Source organism: Noviherbaspirillum aridicola (genome assembly GCF_019656455.1).
Taxonomy (GTDB): domain Bacteria; phylum Pseudomonadota; class Gammaproteobacteria; order Burkholderiales; family Burkholderiaceae_D; genus Noviherbaspirillum; species Noviherbaspirillum aridicola.
The window spans coordinates 33,771-49,397 of record NZ_BPMK01000005.1; the positions used below are offsets into that span (position 1 = coordinate 33,771).

Here is a 15,627-nt window from a genome sequence, read left to right on the forward strand (position 1 = left end):
CGCAGGATGCCGTCTGCTATGCTCTCGGTCTTGTAGTTTTTTTTCACATCATGGTTTCATCGAACAAGGTCGCGGTCTATTTCGTCGCCTCCCCGCTCCAGTACCTCGCCGCGCGCCAGATTGCCGAGCATTTCGAAAAGGGCGCGCGCCAGGTATTGGTCTGGTATCAGCCCGGCGTGCAACAGGCGGTCAGGGAAGACGAGTGGGATGCCTGCGCGTACATGCCGTGGCCGCGTCACAAACCCTTGCCCGGGCCCTTCGGCCGTCATCGCCGGCTGCGCGAGAACATCCGGATGGTGGCCGGGCTGGTCGGGCAGTGTGATGAACTGGTGCTGCACAGCGCCGTCTTCGACACCGAGGCGATCAACTATTTTCTCCACGCGCTGCCGAAGCTGTCCGGCGCACGAACCATGCACGCCCGCATCCTGCCCGACGGGCTCATCAGCATCCGGCGATATCCGCTCAATGCGGTCAAGCTGGTTCTGCAGCGGCTGCGGAAAGTGCGGCGGCTGTTTGCCTCCGAACTGAACTATCGCTGCTTCAGCGGCGATCGCATCGGTTCCGATGCGGCGTTCTGCGACCGCATCTATGTGATGCCGGGGCTGCCCTGCGAATACCCGGCGGCCAAGGTGCAGCCCTTGCCGCCGCTGACATCGGGGAGGGCACCGGCGGCCAGCGGCGACCGGCCGAAGCGCGCGCTGGTGGTCGGCCAGCCGCTGGCCGGCGCGGGTCTGCTCACGCAGGAGGATTCGGATGCGGTCACGGTACAGATCCGCGAGTGGCTCGCGCGCGAGGGCATCGAGGAAGTGGACTACAAGGCGCATCCCAAGGATCCGAAGCATGAAATGCGGCATCCGGACTACCGGCTGATCAATCCCGAGGGGGTGCTGGAGTCCTACCTGGCATCGGTCGACTACGACGTCGTGATCGGCGTGCGGTCTTCGGCCTTGCTGTTTGCGAGGTTCATTTATCAGGATCGTGTGCGGATACTGTCGTTTGCCTGGAACAGGGTCCGGTTCAAGTCTGAGAAGGAAAAGAAGGATATGGACGAGGTGTTCAGGATGTGCGGCGTAGAGCTGATTCCAGCATAGCGACGGTGACAGCTTGAAGCGCATCCTCATCATCCGCACCTCCGCCATCGGCGACGTGGTCTTCGCCTCGCCCTTCGCGGCGGCCCTGCGGCGCACCTATCCCGAGGCGCACATCGCCTGGCTGATCGAGCCCGGCATCGACGCGCTGATCGCGCACGACCCCGCCGTGGACGAACGCATCCTCTGGCCCAAGTCCGAGTGGCAGACGCTGTGGCGGGAGGGCAGGCGGCTGGAGGTGTTCAGGCGCGTGCTCGCCCTGCGCCGCCGGCTGCATGAAGGCCGTTTCGATGTCGCGATCGACCTGCAGGGCCTGATGAAAAGCGGCTTCCTGACCTGGCTGTCGGGCGCGAAGCGCCGCATCGGACTGGGTTCGCGCGAGGGCAGCCAGCACCTGATGACCGAGGTCGTGCCGCGCGGCGGGGACCCGGCGCGCATCAGTTCGGAATACCTGCACCTGGCCCGGCAGCTGGGGCTCGACGCCGGCGACTTCATGGCGCGTCTTCATCCGGGCAAGGAGGCCGGGGACAAGGCGCTCGCCCGCCTGTCCGCGCTCGGCCTGGCGCCCGGACGCTATGCGGTCTTCGCCGCCTTCACCACCCGCCCGCAGAAACACTGGACCGTCGCCGGCTGGCAGCAGCTGGCGCCGCTGGTGCAGGAGCGGACCGGCCTGACACCGGTGCTGCTTGGCGGCCCGGCTGACAAGGCGGCGGCCGAAGAGATCGCCGCGGGCGTCCCCGGTCTGATCAACCTCGTCGGCCAGACCGGCCTCAGCGAAGCGGCGGCGCTGGTCGCCCATGCCGGCGCGCTGGTCGGCGTCGACACCGGACTCACGCATATGGGCATCGCATTCTCCGTGCCCACGGTGGCGCTGTTCGGGTCCACTTGTCCCTACACCGTCACCGGTCGCGCCAACGCCCGCGTGGTCTGGCTGGGATTGCCCTGTTCGCCCTGCAAGCGCCGTCCCACGTGCGGCGGCAGCTTCCATTGCATGGGCGATATCAGCGCGCTGCGCGCCGTGTCCGAACTCAGCCAGGCGATGGAGAAAAAGCCATGAAGATCCTGCATGTCGAAGCCGGCAAGCATTACTACGGCGGTGCGCGGCAGGTCGCCTACATCATCGAGGGTTTGCGCCAGCGCGGCGTGGTCAACCTGCTCGCCTGCCCGCCGGGTGCCGAGATCGGCAGGGCGGTCGGCGACACCGCGGCCGTGCATGAAATGAAGATGCGCGGCGAGCTCGACGCCGGCATGGCCTCGCGCCTGCTGCGCCTGATCAGGGACGAGCGCCCCGACGTCGTACACCTGCACAGCCGGCGCGGAGCAGACCTGTGGGGAGGCGTGGCCGCGCGGCTCGCCGGCGTGCCGTGCGTGCTGTCGCGTCGCGTCGACAACCCGGAGGCAAGATGGCAGGTCGCCCTCAAGTACCGGCTCTACGAACATGTGATCACGATTTCCGAGGGCATCAGGCAAGTCCTCCTGTCAGAGGGCCTCGCGCCGGAGCGCGTGTCCTGCGTGCGCAGCGCGGTCGATGCCGCACCCTATCTGCAACCGGTGGACCCCGCGGACTTTCGCCGCGAGTTCGGGCTCCCTGCCGATGCGCTGGTGATCGGCATTGTCGCCCAGCTCATCCGGCGCAAGGGCCATCGCTACCTGCTCGACGCGACGGCGGCATTGCGCGCGCGTTATCCGGCGCTGCGCGTCGTGGTGTTCGGCCAGGGGCCGCTGCGGGAAGAGCTGGAGGCGGAAGTTCGCCAGCGTGGACTGGCCGACGTCGTCGTCTTCGCGGGCTTTCGCAAGGACCTGCCGCGCTGGCTCGGCGGACTCGACATTCTTGCGCATCCGGCCGACATGGAGGGTTTGGGCGTGTCGCTGCTGCAGGCATCCGCCGCGGCGGTACCGATTGTCACCTCGCGGGCCGGCGGGCTGCCGGAGGCCGTCGCCGATGGCGTCTCCGGCTTGCTCACCGAGCCGGGCGATGTGCCCGCGCTGACGGCGGCCCTAGACCGGCTGCTTGCCGACCCCGCGCTGCGGCAGCGCCTTGGACAGGCCGGGCGCGCCCGCATCCTCGATGAGTTCTCGGTTGATGCCATGGTGCAGGGAAACCTTGCCGTCTACCAAAAAGTGCTCGGCGGGCGCCGGTAGCGCCTGGCTGGAACGCCCATCTGCGGCGGTTTGCAGGAAATCGCGGAGAAAAATCCCGCGCAAAGCCCTTATTTCATGCGCCTGAAATCTGCAGGCGTATAATGAAAGGTTGTTTTTCCTGCCGCAGCGCGGTTGCTTCCGTACTGCGCCTAACCCGGGCCTTCTTCCGGCCCCGAACGAGACTATGCCAGATACCCAGCCAGCAACCACGCAGAACGCCGCGCCGGCGGTCCGATTCCAGGACTTCGGTCTCGCCGACAGCATCCTGCGAGCGCTCGCCGACCAGGGCTACACCCACCCGACCCCCATCCAGGCAGAAGCCATTCCCGTCGTCCTGCGCGGACACGACGTCATGGGCGCCGCGCAGACCGGCACCGGCAAGACCGCGGGATTTTCGCTGCCCATCATCCAGCTTCTGCTGGCGCATGCCAATACCAGCGCCTCGCCGGCGCGGCATCCGGTGCGCGCGCTGATCCTGACGCCGACGCGCGAGCTGGCCGACCAGGTGGCGGACAACGTCAAGGCGTATTCGCGCCACACGCCGCTGCGCTCCACCGTCATCTTTGGCGGCGTCGACATGAATCCGCAGACCGCGGCCCTGCGCGCCGGCGTGGAAATCGTCATCGCCACCCCGGGCCGCCTGCTCGACCACGTGCAGCAAAAGACCCTGAATCTGTCGCAGACGCAGATCCTGGTGATGGACGAGGCCGACCGCATGCTCGACATGGGCTTCCTGCCCGACCTGCAGCGCATCATCAACCTGCTGCCCAGGGAACGTCAGAACCTGATGTTCTCGGCGACCTTCTCGCCCGAGATCAAGAAGCTCGCCAACAGCTTCCTGAAGAACCCGGTCACCATCGAGGTCGCGCGCAGCAATGCCACCGCCGACAACGTCACCCAGGTGCTGTACAAGGTCGATGAAGAGACCAAGGCAGACGCCGTCGCCCACATCATCCGCGAGCGCGGCCTCAAGCAGGTGATCGTGTTCTCCAACACCAAGATCGGCGCCTCGCGCCTGTCGCGCCACCTGCAGAAGGAAGGCGTGAAGGCGTCCGCGATCCACGGCGACAAGACCCAGGGCGAGCGCATGGCCGCGCTGGAAGCCTTCAAGCAGGGGAGCGTCGAAGTGCTGGTGGCCACCGACGTCGCGGCCCGCGGCCTCGACATCGCAGAACTGCCCTGCGTGATCAACTACGACCTGCCCTACAACCCGGAAGACTATGTGCACCGCATTGGCCGCACCGGTCGCGCGGGGGCGTCGGGCGATGCGATCTCGCTGTTCACCGACAAGGAAGCGCGCCAGCTGGCCGACATCGAAAAGCTGATCAAGCACACCATCGCCCGCCTGCAACTGGACGGCTTCGCGCCCCGCCGCGCGAGCGAGCGCCGCAGCCGCCACGAAGGCGAAGAGGGCGGATCGGTGCAGCGCGAACGCAGCCCGAGCCGCAGCGGCAGTCCCCGCCGCGAAAAAGTCGATCCCTGGTTCCTCAAGCCCTACGAGCCGGCTCCCTCCGAGCCGCGGGAAGAACCCGAAGCGCAGGCCGCGCAGACCCGCCCGCAAAAGGCCAAGGTCGCCGCCCTGCTCGGTGGCGTACCGAAACGCTAGGCACGCATCAGCGACGGCCGAAACGCGTGCCCCACGCGGCGCGCGCGGCCTCCCAGAACGCCGTGCTGCTGCCGCGCGCCGACGCGGGCAGCGCAAGCCCGAGGAAAGCGGCCGCTTCCCACAATTCATCGACCGGCCGCGACAGGTCCAGCGGCGGCGCCTCGGTCTGCTTCGACAATTTCTCCCCGTTCTCGTTGGTCACCAGCGGCACATGCAGGTAGCGCGGCGTCGGATAGCCGAGGCAGCGCTGCAGCCAGATCTGCCGCGCGGTGGAGTCGAGCAGATCGGCTCCCCTCACCACATGCGTGACGCCCTGTTCGGCGTCATCCACGACCACCGCCAGCTGGTACGCCCAGAAACCATCCGCCCGGCGCAGCACGAAGTCGCCGACCTCCCGCGCCAGATCCTGCTCGCGCGGCCCCATCCAGCGGTCCTCGAAGCCGATGCGCGCGTCGTCGCCCTCCGGCACGCGCAGGCGCCAGGCACGCGCGTGCTTGCCGGGCGCCAGTCCCTGCCGGCAGGTGCCGGGGTATACCGCCGCGCCATCGCTCGCCACGCCGATGCGCGAATCCGCGATTTCCTTCCGCGTGCAGCCGCAGGGGTAGGCCAACCCCGCCAGCCTTTCGAACGCCGCCTGGTACAGCGGCTTGCGCGCGCTCTGCCACACCACCTCGCCGTCCCATTGCATGCCGAGCGCCGCCAGGCAATGCAGGATCGCCTCGGCTGCACCGGCGACGGTGCGCGCCTCGTCCACATCCTCTATACGCACCAGCCATCGTCCATCGTGCACGCGCGCGTCGAGATAGCTTGCCAGCGCCGCCACCAGCGAACCCTTGTGCAGCGGGCCGGAGGGCGAGGGGGCGAAGCGTCCGATGTATGAGGGGGAAGGGGATGAAACCTGCATGTCTGTGACGGCCGGCAAGCGAAGTGCTGCAACCGGTCGATTCCGGGCGTGTCTGAGAAGTTGAAGATTTTCCGACAAGGATGGCCGACATGATGGAATTGCGCAAGAGCGAGGACCGCGGACATGCCGACCACGGCTGGCTCGACTCGCGCCACAGCTTTTCATTCGCCGATTACTACGACCCGGCACACATGGGCTTCGGCCCGCTGCGCGTGATCAACGAGGACAGGGTCGCGGCCGGCGGCGGCTTCGGCACCCACGGCCACCGCGACATGGAAATCATCAGCTACGTGCTCGACGGCGAACTCGCCCATCGCGACAGCATGGGCAACGGCAGCGTCATTCGTCCCGGCGACGTCCAGCGCATGAGCGCCGGGCGCGGCGTCATGCATTCGGAATTCAATCACTCATCGGACCGCAGCACCCACTTCCTGCAGATCTGGATCGAGCCGAACGTGCACGGCATCACGCCGAGCTATGAAGAGAAGCGTTTCGAGCCGGCGGAAAAGCGCGGCCGCCTGCGCCTGATCGCCAGTCCCGACGGCGCCGAGGGCTCAGTGCTGATCCACCAGGATGCAAGAGTGTACGCGGGGCTGTTCGACGGCGACGAGCGCGCGTCGCTCGCGCTGGCGCCAGCCCGCCGCTGCTATGTGCATGTCGCCCGTGGCGCGGCCAGCATCAACGGCCATCGCCTCGAGACCGGCGACGCACTCAAGCTGCAGGATGAGCGCGCCATCGACATCGTCTCCGCGAGCAATGCCGAGATCATCCTCTTCGATCTCCCCTGACCGAACCCATCCACACTACCGGCTTGCAGGGCCCATGCCTTGCGATTTGCGCTGCGCGTGTTGGCGTCCGGTTGCGTCGCCTCAAGAGCAGGCGCACGTCTTCATTCTGCAGTTGCTGCCTGTTTTTTAAGCACTCCGTCTGCGCGTCGCAAAGCGCATGCAAGCGACTGAACGCATCGCGCTCCACATAGCCTTGCATAAATAAGTCCTCTGAGCATTCGCAACGGTTCCGGTTTGACACTTAGTTTGCGTCAAGAACCAGGGGAGGGTTCTTTTCGAGAATGAGTTTCCAGTCGTTACCTGCGCAGCACCGGGTTTTCCGCGTCGGGCTTTTATCGATCGGAGGCAGCGACGACATGGGCGACACGTAGCACCGGAGGAGGGGACCGCTTTCCAGATGGGCAAACAACAAACTGCTCCCCGGTTATCTGCCGACTTACACATGACACCATTTGAGGAAATCAAAACTATGTTCCGTGATCTCAACATCAAGCCGCTGGTCGCAGCGATGATTGCCGCAAGTCTGCTTTCGGCGTGTGGAGGCGGTGGGGGAGGCGGTGACAATCCGCCGGCCCAGCAACCCGGTACCGGCACCGGCACCGGCACCGGCACCGGCACCGGGAACGACGGAGGCGGCACTGGCGGCGGCGGTACCGGCGGACAGGACCCGGTCGTCGATGCTCAGCGCACCACCATGTACTGCTTCGAAGGCACCGGCTACCAGTGCACCGGCGAGACAGTCCTGCGTACCGACCACGGCGTGGTCATGACCAACTCCGGCGTGCAGGTCGCCGCGCGCTCGACGAGCGACCTGAATGCCGCCAATCCAAGCGCCACCGCGGTCACCGGCATGGATTTGCTGGACACCGGCAAGGCTGACATCCGGGTCGGCAAGGGCTCCGACCGGCTGGCGAATGCCGTCACGATGTTGCTCAGCGATCTGGGTATTCGCTGGGGCGCCGATGACGGTGTGCAGCGTCCGCTTATCGTCGAGACCTTCGCCACGACAAGCGGGCGTTACGAGCTGACCAACAACGTGGCGAGGCGGGTCGCTCTGCCGCTGGGCAGCGACAGGCAGTTCTACGATCTCGTCACGCAGGCCAACTACGCCAACAACGTCTACTATCCGAAGAACGCAACCACCAACTGCACGGTGAGCGCCGAGACGCCGCTGCCCGCGGATTGCGAAACCCGCGGATTGTTCAAGGCCCGTGGCGCATGGCGCGACGACGCCGCAGATGCCCGTCCCGATACCTTCAGCGCCATGCGGCTGCACAACGACGGCGATGTGCACGCGGGTGAAAACGCACCGGATCCGACGCCCAACGGCGTGCCGTTCCCCGGTTCCAAGGGATATCGCTCCATCGATGGCCGCAGCTACGACTACGCCAACCTGAGCAGCTGGGTCTCGCAGGACACCGTCAAGATGGTCGAGTGGAATCCCGGCGGGCGCGGCGAAGACGAGCACAATACCCAGCGTCGGGGCGTGGTGGCATTCGGCGATGTGACCGATCCGGCAGCAGTGCCGACCGTGGGCACGGCGACCTACACCGGGCGGTTGTACGGCTACTACGGCTCCAACGGTGGCACGACGGAACCGCAAGGTATCGAAGGCCGCGCCACCATCACCGTTGATTTTGCTACGGGAAGCGCAACCGTCAATTTCCTCGGGGTGGTCAGCTATGCCGGTAATGACGAAACGGCGCTCGAAATCAGCCCCGCCGTCAGTGGCGGCACGGCGGGTACCAAGTTTGCCAACTACCTGACCGGGCGCATCGACACCGCCAGCTTCAACGGCGGCATCAGTGCGCGCTACTTTGGCCCGGTCGTATCCACGGGTGCCAGCGGTGCGGGTCCGGCCGAAATCGCAGGCACGCTCCGCCTGGCTGCCAAGAGCGGCAACAACACCTTCATCGGCGGCTTTATCGCGCGCAAGGACTGAGTAGCGACAGATCCAGCCTGAAGTAGAAGAGGCCGCCGCGGGTTTGCCGGTGCGGCGGCCTCCTGCATTTTGGGATACGTGAGCACTATGTTGTGCCTCGCTTGTCCCTGGTCTGCATGCAGAATGTCAATTCAATTCGGTTTGACGAGACATCCGAGGAAGATACGTGGCCCGACCATCACTTGGTAGTGTACAAGCAGCGCTAGCTTCAGTTCGGATCCATTACCGTTCCGACACTGACGCTCTCGAAAGCAGCGCTGCTCCGGGGTTCCTATTGCGGACGTAATGGAAGGGGCAGCCGCGCGGGGCTTTGAGAGCGGACGATTCGTGTGTACAGCCAGACATAGCTCACCGTGAACAGCAGGATGAAGCCGGCAAGGATTAGGCCGTCATTCTAGAAGGCTACCGCGGGAATGACCGCCAGCAGATTCAGCACCCAGAGATCGGGAGACGTCAGCGAAGTGCCTCGGGCGCGAAGAAACGTGTGAGGATCCGCCGCGCGCCAGCGCAGCAGGCGCTTGTTAGTCAACTGATGCAGATGCATTGCGTCGGTCGGGCAGGCGACTGTCCGCGGACCAAGCGCCGGCAGTGAATGCTGAATATGGTGTTGAAAATATCTTTGGCATCGCTACGATCGATCTCGTATTTCAGTTCAGCTTTGTCACACTGCCCTTTACCGCGTACGGTGGCGTCCAGGAAGATGGTATGCGACCAAGGCCGCAAGCATCGTGACCAACAAGCGTATCGTCACAGAAACCTTCTTCGTCAAGTTCTCTAGGAGCCCAACCGCAAACACCAGGGACGCAGGCAACAGAAAGGCGAGCACTAATTCCGCGTGGCGCGAAGCAAAGGATTAAAGCAGCCTCGCAGTCAGTGCAAGCGCAGTAAAGTTGCCAACCCCACCGAAGCGTGGAACGGGAGCGGGATGCGCCTTATTTGCGACAAGTAACTTGTGGTCAGCGCTAAGATATGCATGCACATGACTAAATCGCACCACTACGAGGGTCATCAACAGCGAGCAGACGAGGGAAACAGAGCGTATGTGACAGAGCGCGTCGACTCGTTTTTGGTTTCACCGATGTGCCGAACCATCCGGCAATGCCTTAGAAGCATGGGTAAGCCCATAAAATAGCGGGCGCAATTGTAACGGAACACTGTTTTATCAAGAGCAGTTGTTACAGAATCTTTAGTACCCTGCACCGAACGCGTATAGTCTCGTTCCACTCTGCAGCCCGACGACCGAGGGTTGCGCTTGTACAATACAACCGCTAAAATCGTTCAATTTTGAACGCGGCTACGTCCTCATCCCGCAATCACGCGGTTTCATTGGCGCTTGCTAATTTTTTTCTCCCGTCTTCACATGAGCCAGCAGGAAGATATCCGGTTTCGTCTGTTGCGGATGTTGCAGGACAACCCTAACCTGAGCCAGCGTGAGCTTGCGGAGGCGCTGGGAATTAGTCTAGGAAAGGCGAATTACTGCCTGCGATCACTTCTCGGGAAGGGGATGATCAAGATTCAGAATTTTAAGAACAGCAGGCAGAAGCTCGCATATGCCTACTTTCTCACGCCGGCCGGCATGGCCGAGAAAACCGCACTCGCCGCGCGTTTCCTCAGCCGGAAGATGGATGAGTACGAACGGCTGAAGGCGGAAATAGAATCGCTCAAGACCGAGCTTAAGCAAACCACGCAAAACAACAGAAACCTTCCGAAAAATCTATGAGCGTTCAGGACAAAAAAATTGCCGTCATCGGCCTGGGCTACGTCGGATTGCCTCTAGCCGTTGAATTCGGCAAGAAGCGACCCGTCCTGGGATTTGACATCAACCGGGCTAGGGTCGAGGAATTGCGCGCCGGACGGGACCACACGCTGGAGGTGGCGCAAGAGGATTTGCGGAAGGCTGAGATGCTGGCCTACTCATGCGACCCGGCGGATCTTCCAGAATGCGGAATCTTCATCGTGACCGTCCCTACGCCGATAGACAGAGCAAATCGTCCGGATCTCACGCCGCTTGTGAAGGCCAGCGAGACGGTCGGCCGGGCACTGAGCCGTGGCGCGATCGTCATTTACGAATCAACGGTCTATCCTGGGTGTACCGAGGAAGTCTGCGTGCCGGTGCTGGAGCGAGTGTCCGGCCTGAAGTTCAACGTCGATTTCTTCTGCGGGTACAGCCCGGAGCGCATCAATCCGGGAGACAAGGTCAATACGCTGACCAAGATCAGGAAGATCACCAGCGGCTCGACGCCCGAAGCGGCAAGGATCGTGGACGAACTGTACCAAGGCATCATTACGGCGGGAACGTACCCAGCGACCAGCCTGAAAGTTGCAGAGGCCGCAAAGGTGATTGAAAACACTCAGCGTGACCTCAACATCGCACTGGTCAACGAACTGTCGGTCATATTCGATCGTCTCGGCATAGACACCATCGAAGTGCTGGAGGCGGCGGGAAGCAAATGGAATTTCCTGCCGTTCCGCCCGGGAATGGTCGGAGGGCATTGCATCGGGGTCGATCCCTATTACCTTACTCACAAGGCCGAGGAGGTCGGGTATCACCCGCAGGTCATTCTCGCCGGTCGTCGCATCAACGACAACATGGCGCGCTACGCCGCGCGCAACGTGATCAAGCGGATGCTATGCAACGGCATCGACGCGGCGCGCAGCACGGTCGGCGTGCTCGGGATCACCTTCAAGGAAAACTGCCCCGACATCCGCAATACCAAGGTGATCGATCTGGTGCACGAGCTGCAGGCCTGGGGTGTCAAGGTGGTCATATCGGATCCTTGGGCCGACCCCGCCGAAGTCGAGCATGAATACGGTCTCACGCTCGGCGAGATCGATGCGCAGCAACCCGTCGACGCGCTGGTCGTCGCCGTCGGCCACAACCAGTACCGCGCGCTCACGCCCGCCCAGCTCCGGCCGTTGTGCAAAGGTGAGAAGCCGGTCTTGGCTGACATCAAGAGCCTGTACAACCGGCACGATGCTGTGGCGGCAGGATTCACAGTCTTCCGTTTCTGAACCGGTTCACGTCCTGAAAATGCAAAATTACTCGTCCATAACGGATCGCAGGATCCGCCTCGCACTCGTCGGTTGCGGCCGCATCGCCGCCAATCATTTCGGCGCCATCGAAAAACACCGCGATCGCGTCGAACTCGTCGACGTCTGCGACACCAATCCCGCGGCCCTGGAGCAGGCCGTGGCGCGCACCGGCGCGAACGCCCACACCAACCTGAACGCAATGCTCAAGTCGACGTCGGCGGATATGGTGATCCTTACTACGCCAAGCGGCCTGCATCCGCAACAGGCCATCGATGTCGCTCAAAGCGGCCGGCACGTGATGACGGAAAAGCCGATGGCCACGCGGTGGCACGACGGGGTGCGCATGGTGAAAGCATGCGACGATGCTGGCGTGAGGCTGTTCGTCGTCAAGCAGAATCGACGCAACGCTACGCTGCAGCTCGTCAAGCAAGCGGTCGAGCAGGGGCGCTTCGGCCGCATCTATTCAGTTGCAGTGAACGTCTTCTGGACGCGTCCGCAGGAGTACTACGACAGCGCCGCATGGCGGGGCACCTGGGAATTCGACGGCGGCGCCTTCATGAACCAGGCAAGCCACTACATCGACCTGCTCGACTGGCTTGTCGGCCCAGTGGAGAGTGTCATGACCTATACCGGAACGCTCGCACGCAACATCGAGGTTGAGGACACCGGAGTCGCTGCCATCCGTTGGCGCAGCGGCGCGATGGGCACACTCAATGTCACGATGCTGACCTATCCGAAGAATCTGGAGGGCAGCATCACGATCCTTGGCGAGAAAGGCACGGTCCGCATCGGCGGAGTCGCGGTGAACGAGATCCAGACCTGGCAGTTCGCCGACGAGCGTCCCGAAGACGCGACGATCGCCCAGGCCAGCTATGAGACCGGCTCCGTCTATGGATTCGGCCATCCGCTGTATTACGACAACGTCATCAAGACCTTGCGCGGAGAGGCGGAGCCCGAGACCGACGGCCGCGAAGGACTCAAATCACTCGAGCTGCTCATCGCGATGTACCTCTCGTCGCGGGACGGCAAGAGGATCGCGCTGCCGCTGGAATACTGATTCCGACGAAAGCCGCTAAAACCACGTGGAGCGTTAATGAGCATTACCATTCATCCTTCTGCCATCGTCGACGATGGTGCGCAGATCGGAGACGGCAGCCGGATATGGCACTTTGTGCATGTATGCGCCGGAGCGAGGATCGGCCGCGGCTGCTCGCTCGGCCAGAACGTCTTCGTCGGAAACCGTGTCGTGATTGGCGACAACGTGAAGATTCAAAACAACGTGTCGGTGTACGACAACGTGAAGCTGGAAGACGACGTGTTCTGCGGCCCCAGCATGGTTTTCACGAACGTCTACAATCCGCGCTCCGCGGTCAGCCGCAAGGATGAGTACCGCGACACGCTGGTCAAGCGCGGTGCAACACTTGGCGCCAACTCCACGATCGTATGCGGTACCACCATCGGGGAGTATGCATTCGTTGCTGCGGGCGCCGTCGTCAACCGCGACGTTAAGCCGTATGCGCTGATGGCCGGGGTGCCGGCCAGGCAGATCGGGTGGATGAGCCAGTTCGGTGAACGCCTGGACCTGCCGCTCGAAGGCAATGGCAAGACCATATGCCAGCATACGGGCAAGACCTACCAACTTGAAGACGGCCATTGCACATGTCTGAACCCATGATTCCCTTTATCGACCTCAAGACACAGTATCAGGCGCTCAAGCCTGCAATCGAGGAGCGCATCAAGCGCGTTCTGGAGCATGGGCAGTACATCATGGGCCCGGAAGTGGCCGAGCTTGAGGAAAGACTCGCTGCCTATGTCGGCAGCCGCCATTGCATCACCGTCGCAAGCGGGACGGAAGCGCTGCTGATCAGCCTGATGGCGCTCGGCATTCAGCCCGGCGACGAAATCATCACGACGCCGTTCACCTTCGTCGCAACCGCGGAAGTGATCGTGCTGCTCGGTGCCAAGCCCGTGTTTGTCGATGTCGAACCGGATACCGGCAACATTGACCCGCGCTGCATCGAAGCAGCCATAACGCCGAAGACCAGGGCGATAATGCCTGTCAGCCTGTACGGGCAGCCGGCCGACATGGACGAGATCGCCGACATCGCGCGACGTCATGGGGACATCCCGGTCGTCGAGGACGCGGCGCAAAGCTTCGGCGCGATGTACAAGGAGCGCAGGAGCTGTAATCTGAGCGCAATAGGCTGCACCAGTTTCTTCCCGAGCAAACCCCTCGGCTGCTACGGCGACGGCGGCGCGATCTTCACGAACGACGATGCCATCGCCCAGGCCTGCCGTGAGATCCGCGTGCACGGGCAGAGCAAGCGATACATTCATACCCGGGTCGGCGTCGGAGGGCGCATGGACACGCTGCAATGCGCCGTGGTTCTGGCGAAGCTGGATCGCTTCGAGTGGGAAATCGGGCAGCGCCTCGCGGTCGGAGAGCGGTACAACCGCATGTTCGACAACGCCGGGGTGGCGCGTATCGTCCAACGGGACGACCGTAGCAGCGTTTTCGCCCAGTACACCGTCCTGCTCGACAATCGCGAGCAGGTGCAGGCCGCGCTGGCGGCACAGCAGCTCCCGACCGCGGTTCATTACCCGGTACCACTTGACCATCAGCCCGCATACCGCATCCACGCGTCCGCGGAAGGCTGCCCCACCGCGCTGCGCCTGTCGCAACGAGTGATGAGTGTACCTATGGGACCCGACCTGGCCCCGGAGCAGCAGGAGCGCATCGTAGCCGCGGTCGCCGCCGCCGTGCGCAGCTGAGGCAGGGAAAGGCGCATGAAAGCAGAGGGCTGTCAGAGCAGTCGTGAGGCGATGTCGGATAACAGGCCTGCATGGCGCCGCTTGGCGGAGAATGCCGTCATCTATACGGTGTCGAACGCTGCCAGCAGTGCCGTGCCCTTTCTGCTGCTGCCGTTCCTGACCCGCTGGCTGTCGCCTGAAGAGTACGGCCTCGTGACCATGTACTCGACGCTGCTGGCGGCCCTTGGTGCCCTGGCCGGACTGAGCGTACACGGTGCGGTGAGCGTCCGGATGTTCGATCGCCAGACGAGTCACGCGCGCTATATCGGGACTGCCTTGTACATCCTGGGTGTCAGCCTGCTGGCGGTAGCGGCGGCGGTGCTGCTGGCGTCGCCTTGGCTGGAGGCATGGAGCGGGCTCCCAGCCGGCTGGCTGCTGCTCGCAGTGCTTGCCGCCGGTGGGCAGTTCCTGGTCAACATCAGGCTGGTCGTTTGGCAGGTGGAGGGGAAGGCCCTGCGTTATGGCAGTTTTCAGTTCCTGCAGGTGGCCGTCAATGTCGGCCTCTCGCTGCTGCTGGTGGCAGGGTTGCATCATGGATGGAGTGGAAGGCTCGCCGGGATCAGCATTGCACTCTATCTGTTTGCGGCGATCGGACTGGCCTCGCTGATGCGGGCAGGGCGCATCGAGTGGCGGTTCGATCCGGAATATGCGCGCGACGCCCTGCGTTTCGGCGTACCGCTGATGCCGCATGCGATTGGGTCCCTGTTCATTGCCGCCGGCGACCGCATGATCATTGCAGGAGCGCTGAACCTGCACGAGGTAGGCATGTACGCGGCGGCGATGCAGATCGGACTGGTGATATCGATGATCGCTGACGCGGTGACAAAGGCGCTCGGTCCCTGGATCTACAAGGTCTTGGCGGACGGCGACGCGACAATGAAGCGACGCGTCGTCCGGATGACATACGCCTACTTCGCCGGCATGCTCGCGCTGGGCGTCGGCTTCGGATTTCTTGCGCCCTGGCTGCTTGCCTTTCTCGGCGAGCAGTATCGCAGTGGCGCGACGGTGATTCGCTGGGTCGCGCTGGGGGGCGCTTTCAGCGGAATGTACCTGATGGTGGTTGCCTACGTGTTTTACGCGAAGCGCAGTGAGCTGCTGTCGGCGGCCAGCCTGACGATCGGTCTCGGCAATCTGGCGCTGTCCTATTTTCTGGTGACGCGCCACGGCGCGGTGGGGGCGGCGCAAGCCTACGCGGCGTCGCAGTTTTTGATGTTCGTCGTCGTATGGCTGATCGCGGCGAAATGCCATCCGATGCCCTGGAGAGGCGCGCTGCGCAATCCCGTCCCGAACCAAGCAATTTAAGAACTTACTTT

The 15,627-nt window shown here is 63.5% G+C and carries 13 protein-coding genes; 12 read left to right on the top strand and 1 reads right to left on the bottom strand.

Going from position 1 to position 15,627, the window contains the following annotated elements; genetic code table 11:
* Nucleotides 1-50 precede the first annotated feature (50 nt).
* The 4 genes from NCCP691_RS06520 to NCCP691_RS06535 all read left to right on the top strand — a co-directional run bounded on the left by NCCP691_RS06520 (nt 51) and on the right by NCCP691_RS06535 (nt 4,836).
* Nucleotides 51-1,091, top strand: a complete 1,041-nt coding sequence (locus tag NCCP691_RS06520; RefSeq protein WP_220807453.1) for a polysialyltransferase family glycosyltransferase — start codon at nt 51-53, stop codon at nt 1,089-1,091.
* A 13-nt stretch (nt 1,092-1,104) separates the two neighbouring features.
* Nucleotides 1,105-2,145 carry a glycosyltransferase family 9 protein gene (locus NCCP691_RS06525; RefSeq protein ID WP_220807454.1) on the top strand — a complete coding sequence of 347 codons (1,041 nt, stop codon included), beginning with the start codon at nt 1,105-1,107 and terminating at the stop codon, nt 2,143-2,145.
* A complete protein-coding gene (locus NCCP691_RS06530) occupies nt 2,142-3,230 on the top strand; it encodes a glycosyltransferase (protein ID WP_220807455.1) in 1,089 nt (362 codons plus the stop codon). Before NCCP691_RS06525 ends, NCCP691_RS06530 begins: the two co-directional genes overlap by 4 nt.
* 184 nt (nt 3,231-3,414) lie before the next feature.
* Complete coding sequence (locus NCCP691_RS06535) at nt 3,415-4,836, top strand: DEAD/DEAH box helicase (protein WP_220807456.1); 1,422 nt, start codon at nt 3,415-3,417, stop codon at nt 4,834-4,836.
* A 7-nt stretch (nt 4,837-4,843) separates the two neighbouring features.
* On the opposite strand, the gene gluQRS is transcribed toward NCCP691_RS06535, so the two are convergent.
* Nucleotides 4,844-5,740, bottom strand: coding sequence for a tRNA glutamyl-Q(34) synthetase GluQRS (gluQRS, locus tag NCCP691_RS06540; RefSeq protein ID WP_220807457.1), 897 nt, complete (start codon nt 5,738-5,740; stop codon nt 4,844-4,846).
* 89 nt (nt 5,741-5,829) lie between these two features.
* Between gluQRS and NCCP691_RS06545 the strand changes: the two genes are divergently transcribed.
* The 8 genes from NCCP691_RS06545 to NCCP691_RS06580 all read left to right on the top strand — a co-directional run bounded on the left by NCCP691_RS06545 (nt 5,830) and on the right by NCCP691_RS06580 (nt 15,616).
* Nucleotides 5,830-6,528: a pirin family protein gene (locus tag NCCP691_RS06545; RefSeq protein ID WP_220807458.1), complete on the top strand. Its 699-nt coding sequence runs from the start codon at nt 5,830-5,832 to the stop codon at nt 6,526-6,528.
* A gap of 469 nt (nt 6,529-6,997) precedes the next feature.
* Entirely contained in the window at nt 6,998-8,470 is a 1,473-nt protein-coding gene (locus NCCP691_RS06550; protein ID WP_220807459.1) for a HupA family protein, read from the top strand.
* A 1,360-nt stretch (nt 8,471-9,830) separates the two neighbouring features.
* Nucleotides 9,831-10,190, top strand: coding sequence for a MarR family EPS-associated transcriptional regulator (locus NCCP691_RS06555; RefSeq protein WP_220807460.1), 360 nt, complete (start codon nt 9,831-9,833; stop codon nt 10,188-10,190).
* Nucleotides 10,187-11,482, top strand: a complete 1,296-nt coding sequence (locus tag NCCP691_RS06560; protein WP_220807461.1) for a nucleotide sugar dehydrogenase — start codon at nt 10,187-10,189, stop codon at nt 11,480-11,482. The genes NCCP691_RS06555 and NCCP691_RS06560 overlap by 4 nt, the downstream gene beginning before the upstream one ends.
* Nucleotides 11,483-11,501: 19 nt before the next feature.
* Entirely contained in the window at nt 11,502-12,560 is a 1,059-nt protein-coding gene (locus NCCP691_RS06565) for a Gfo/Idh/MocA family protein (protein WP_220807462.1), read from the top strand.
* A gap of 36 nt (nt 12,561-12,596) precedes the next feature.
* A complete protein-coding gene (locus NCCP691_RS06570; RefSeq protein ID WP_220807463.1) occupies nt 12,597-13,178 on the top strand; it encodes an acyltransferase in 582 nt (193 codons plus the stop codon).
* Entirely contained in the window at nt 13,178-14,275 is a 1,098-nt protein-coding gene (locus NCCP691_RS06575; protein WP_220807641.1) for a DegT/DnrJ/EryC1/StrS family aminotransferase, read from the top strand. The genes NCCP691_RS06570 and NCCP691_RS06575 overlap by 1 nt, the downstream gene beginning before the upstream one ends.
* 15 nt (nt 14,276-14,290) lie before the next feature.
* The gene (locus tag NCCP691_RS06580) at nt 14,291-15,616 is read left to right on the top strand and encodes a lipopolysaccharide biosynthesis protein (protein ID WP_220807464.1); all 1,326 of its coding nucleotides are present in this window, start codon (nt 14,291-14,293) and stop codon (nt 15,614-15,616) included.
* Nucleotides 15,617-15,627 lie beyond the last annotated feature (11 nt).

Coding starts and splice junctions, on each gene's coding strand:
- NCCP691_RS06520 (WP_220807453.1), top strand. CDS start 51: ATGGTTTCATCGAACAAGGTCGCGGTCTATTTCGTCGCCTCCCCGCTC.
- NCCP691_RS06530 (WP_220807455.1), top strand. CDS start 2,142: ATGAAGATCCTGCATGTCGAAGCCGGCAAGCATTACTACGGCGGTGCG.
- NCCP691_RS06535 (WP_220807456.1), top strand. CDS start 3,415: ATGCCAGATACCCAGCCAGCAACCACGCAGAACGCCGCGCCGGCGGTC.
- gluQRS (WP_220807457.1), bottom strand. CDS start 5,740: ATGCAGGTTTCATCCCCTTCCCCCTCATACATCGGACGCTTCGCCCCC.
- NCCP691_RS06545 (WP_220807458.1), top strand. CDS start 5,830: ATGATGGAATTGCGCAAGAGCGAGGACCGCGGACATGCCGACCACGGC.
- NCCP691_RS06550 (WP_220807459.1), top strand. CDS start 6,998: ATGTTCCGTGATCTCAACATCAAGCCGCTGGTCGCAGCGATGATTGCC.
- NCCP691_RS06555 (WP_220807460.1), top strand. CDS start 9,831: ATGAGCCAGCAGGAAGATATCCGGTTTCGTCTGTTGCGGATGTTGCAG.
- NCCP691_RS06560 (WP_220807461.1), top strand. CDS start 10,187: ATGAGCGTTCAGGACAAAAAAATTGCCGTCATCGGCCTGGGCTACGTC.
- NCCP691_RS06565 (WP_220807462.1), top strand. CDS start 11,502: ATGCAAAATTACTCGTCCATAACGGATCGCAGGATCCGCCTCGCACTC.
- NCCP691_RS06570 (WP_220807463.1), top strand. CDS start 12,597: ATGAGCATTACCATTCATCCTTCTGCCATCGTCGACGATGGTGCGCAG.
- NCCP691_RS06580 (WP_220807464.1), top strand. CDS start 14,291: ATGAAAGCAGAGGGCTGTCAGAGCAGTCGTGAGGCGATGTCGGATAAC.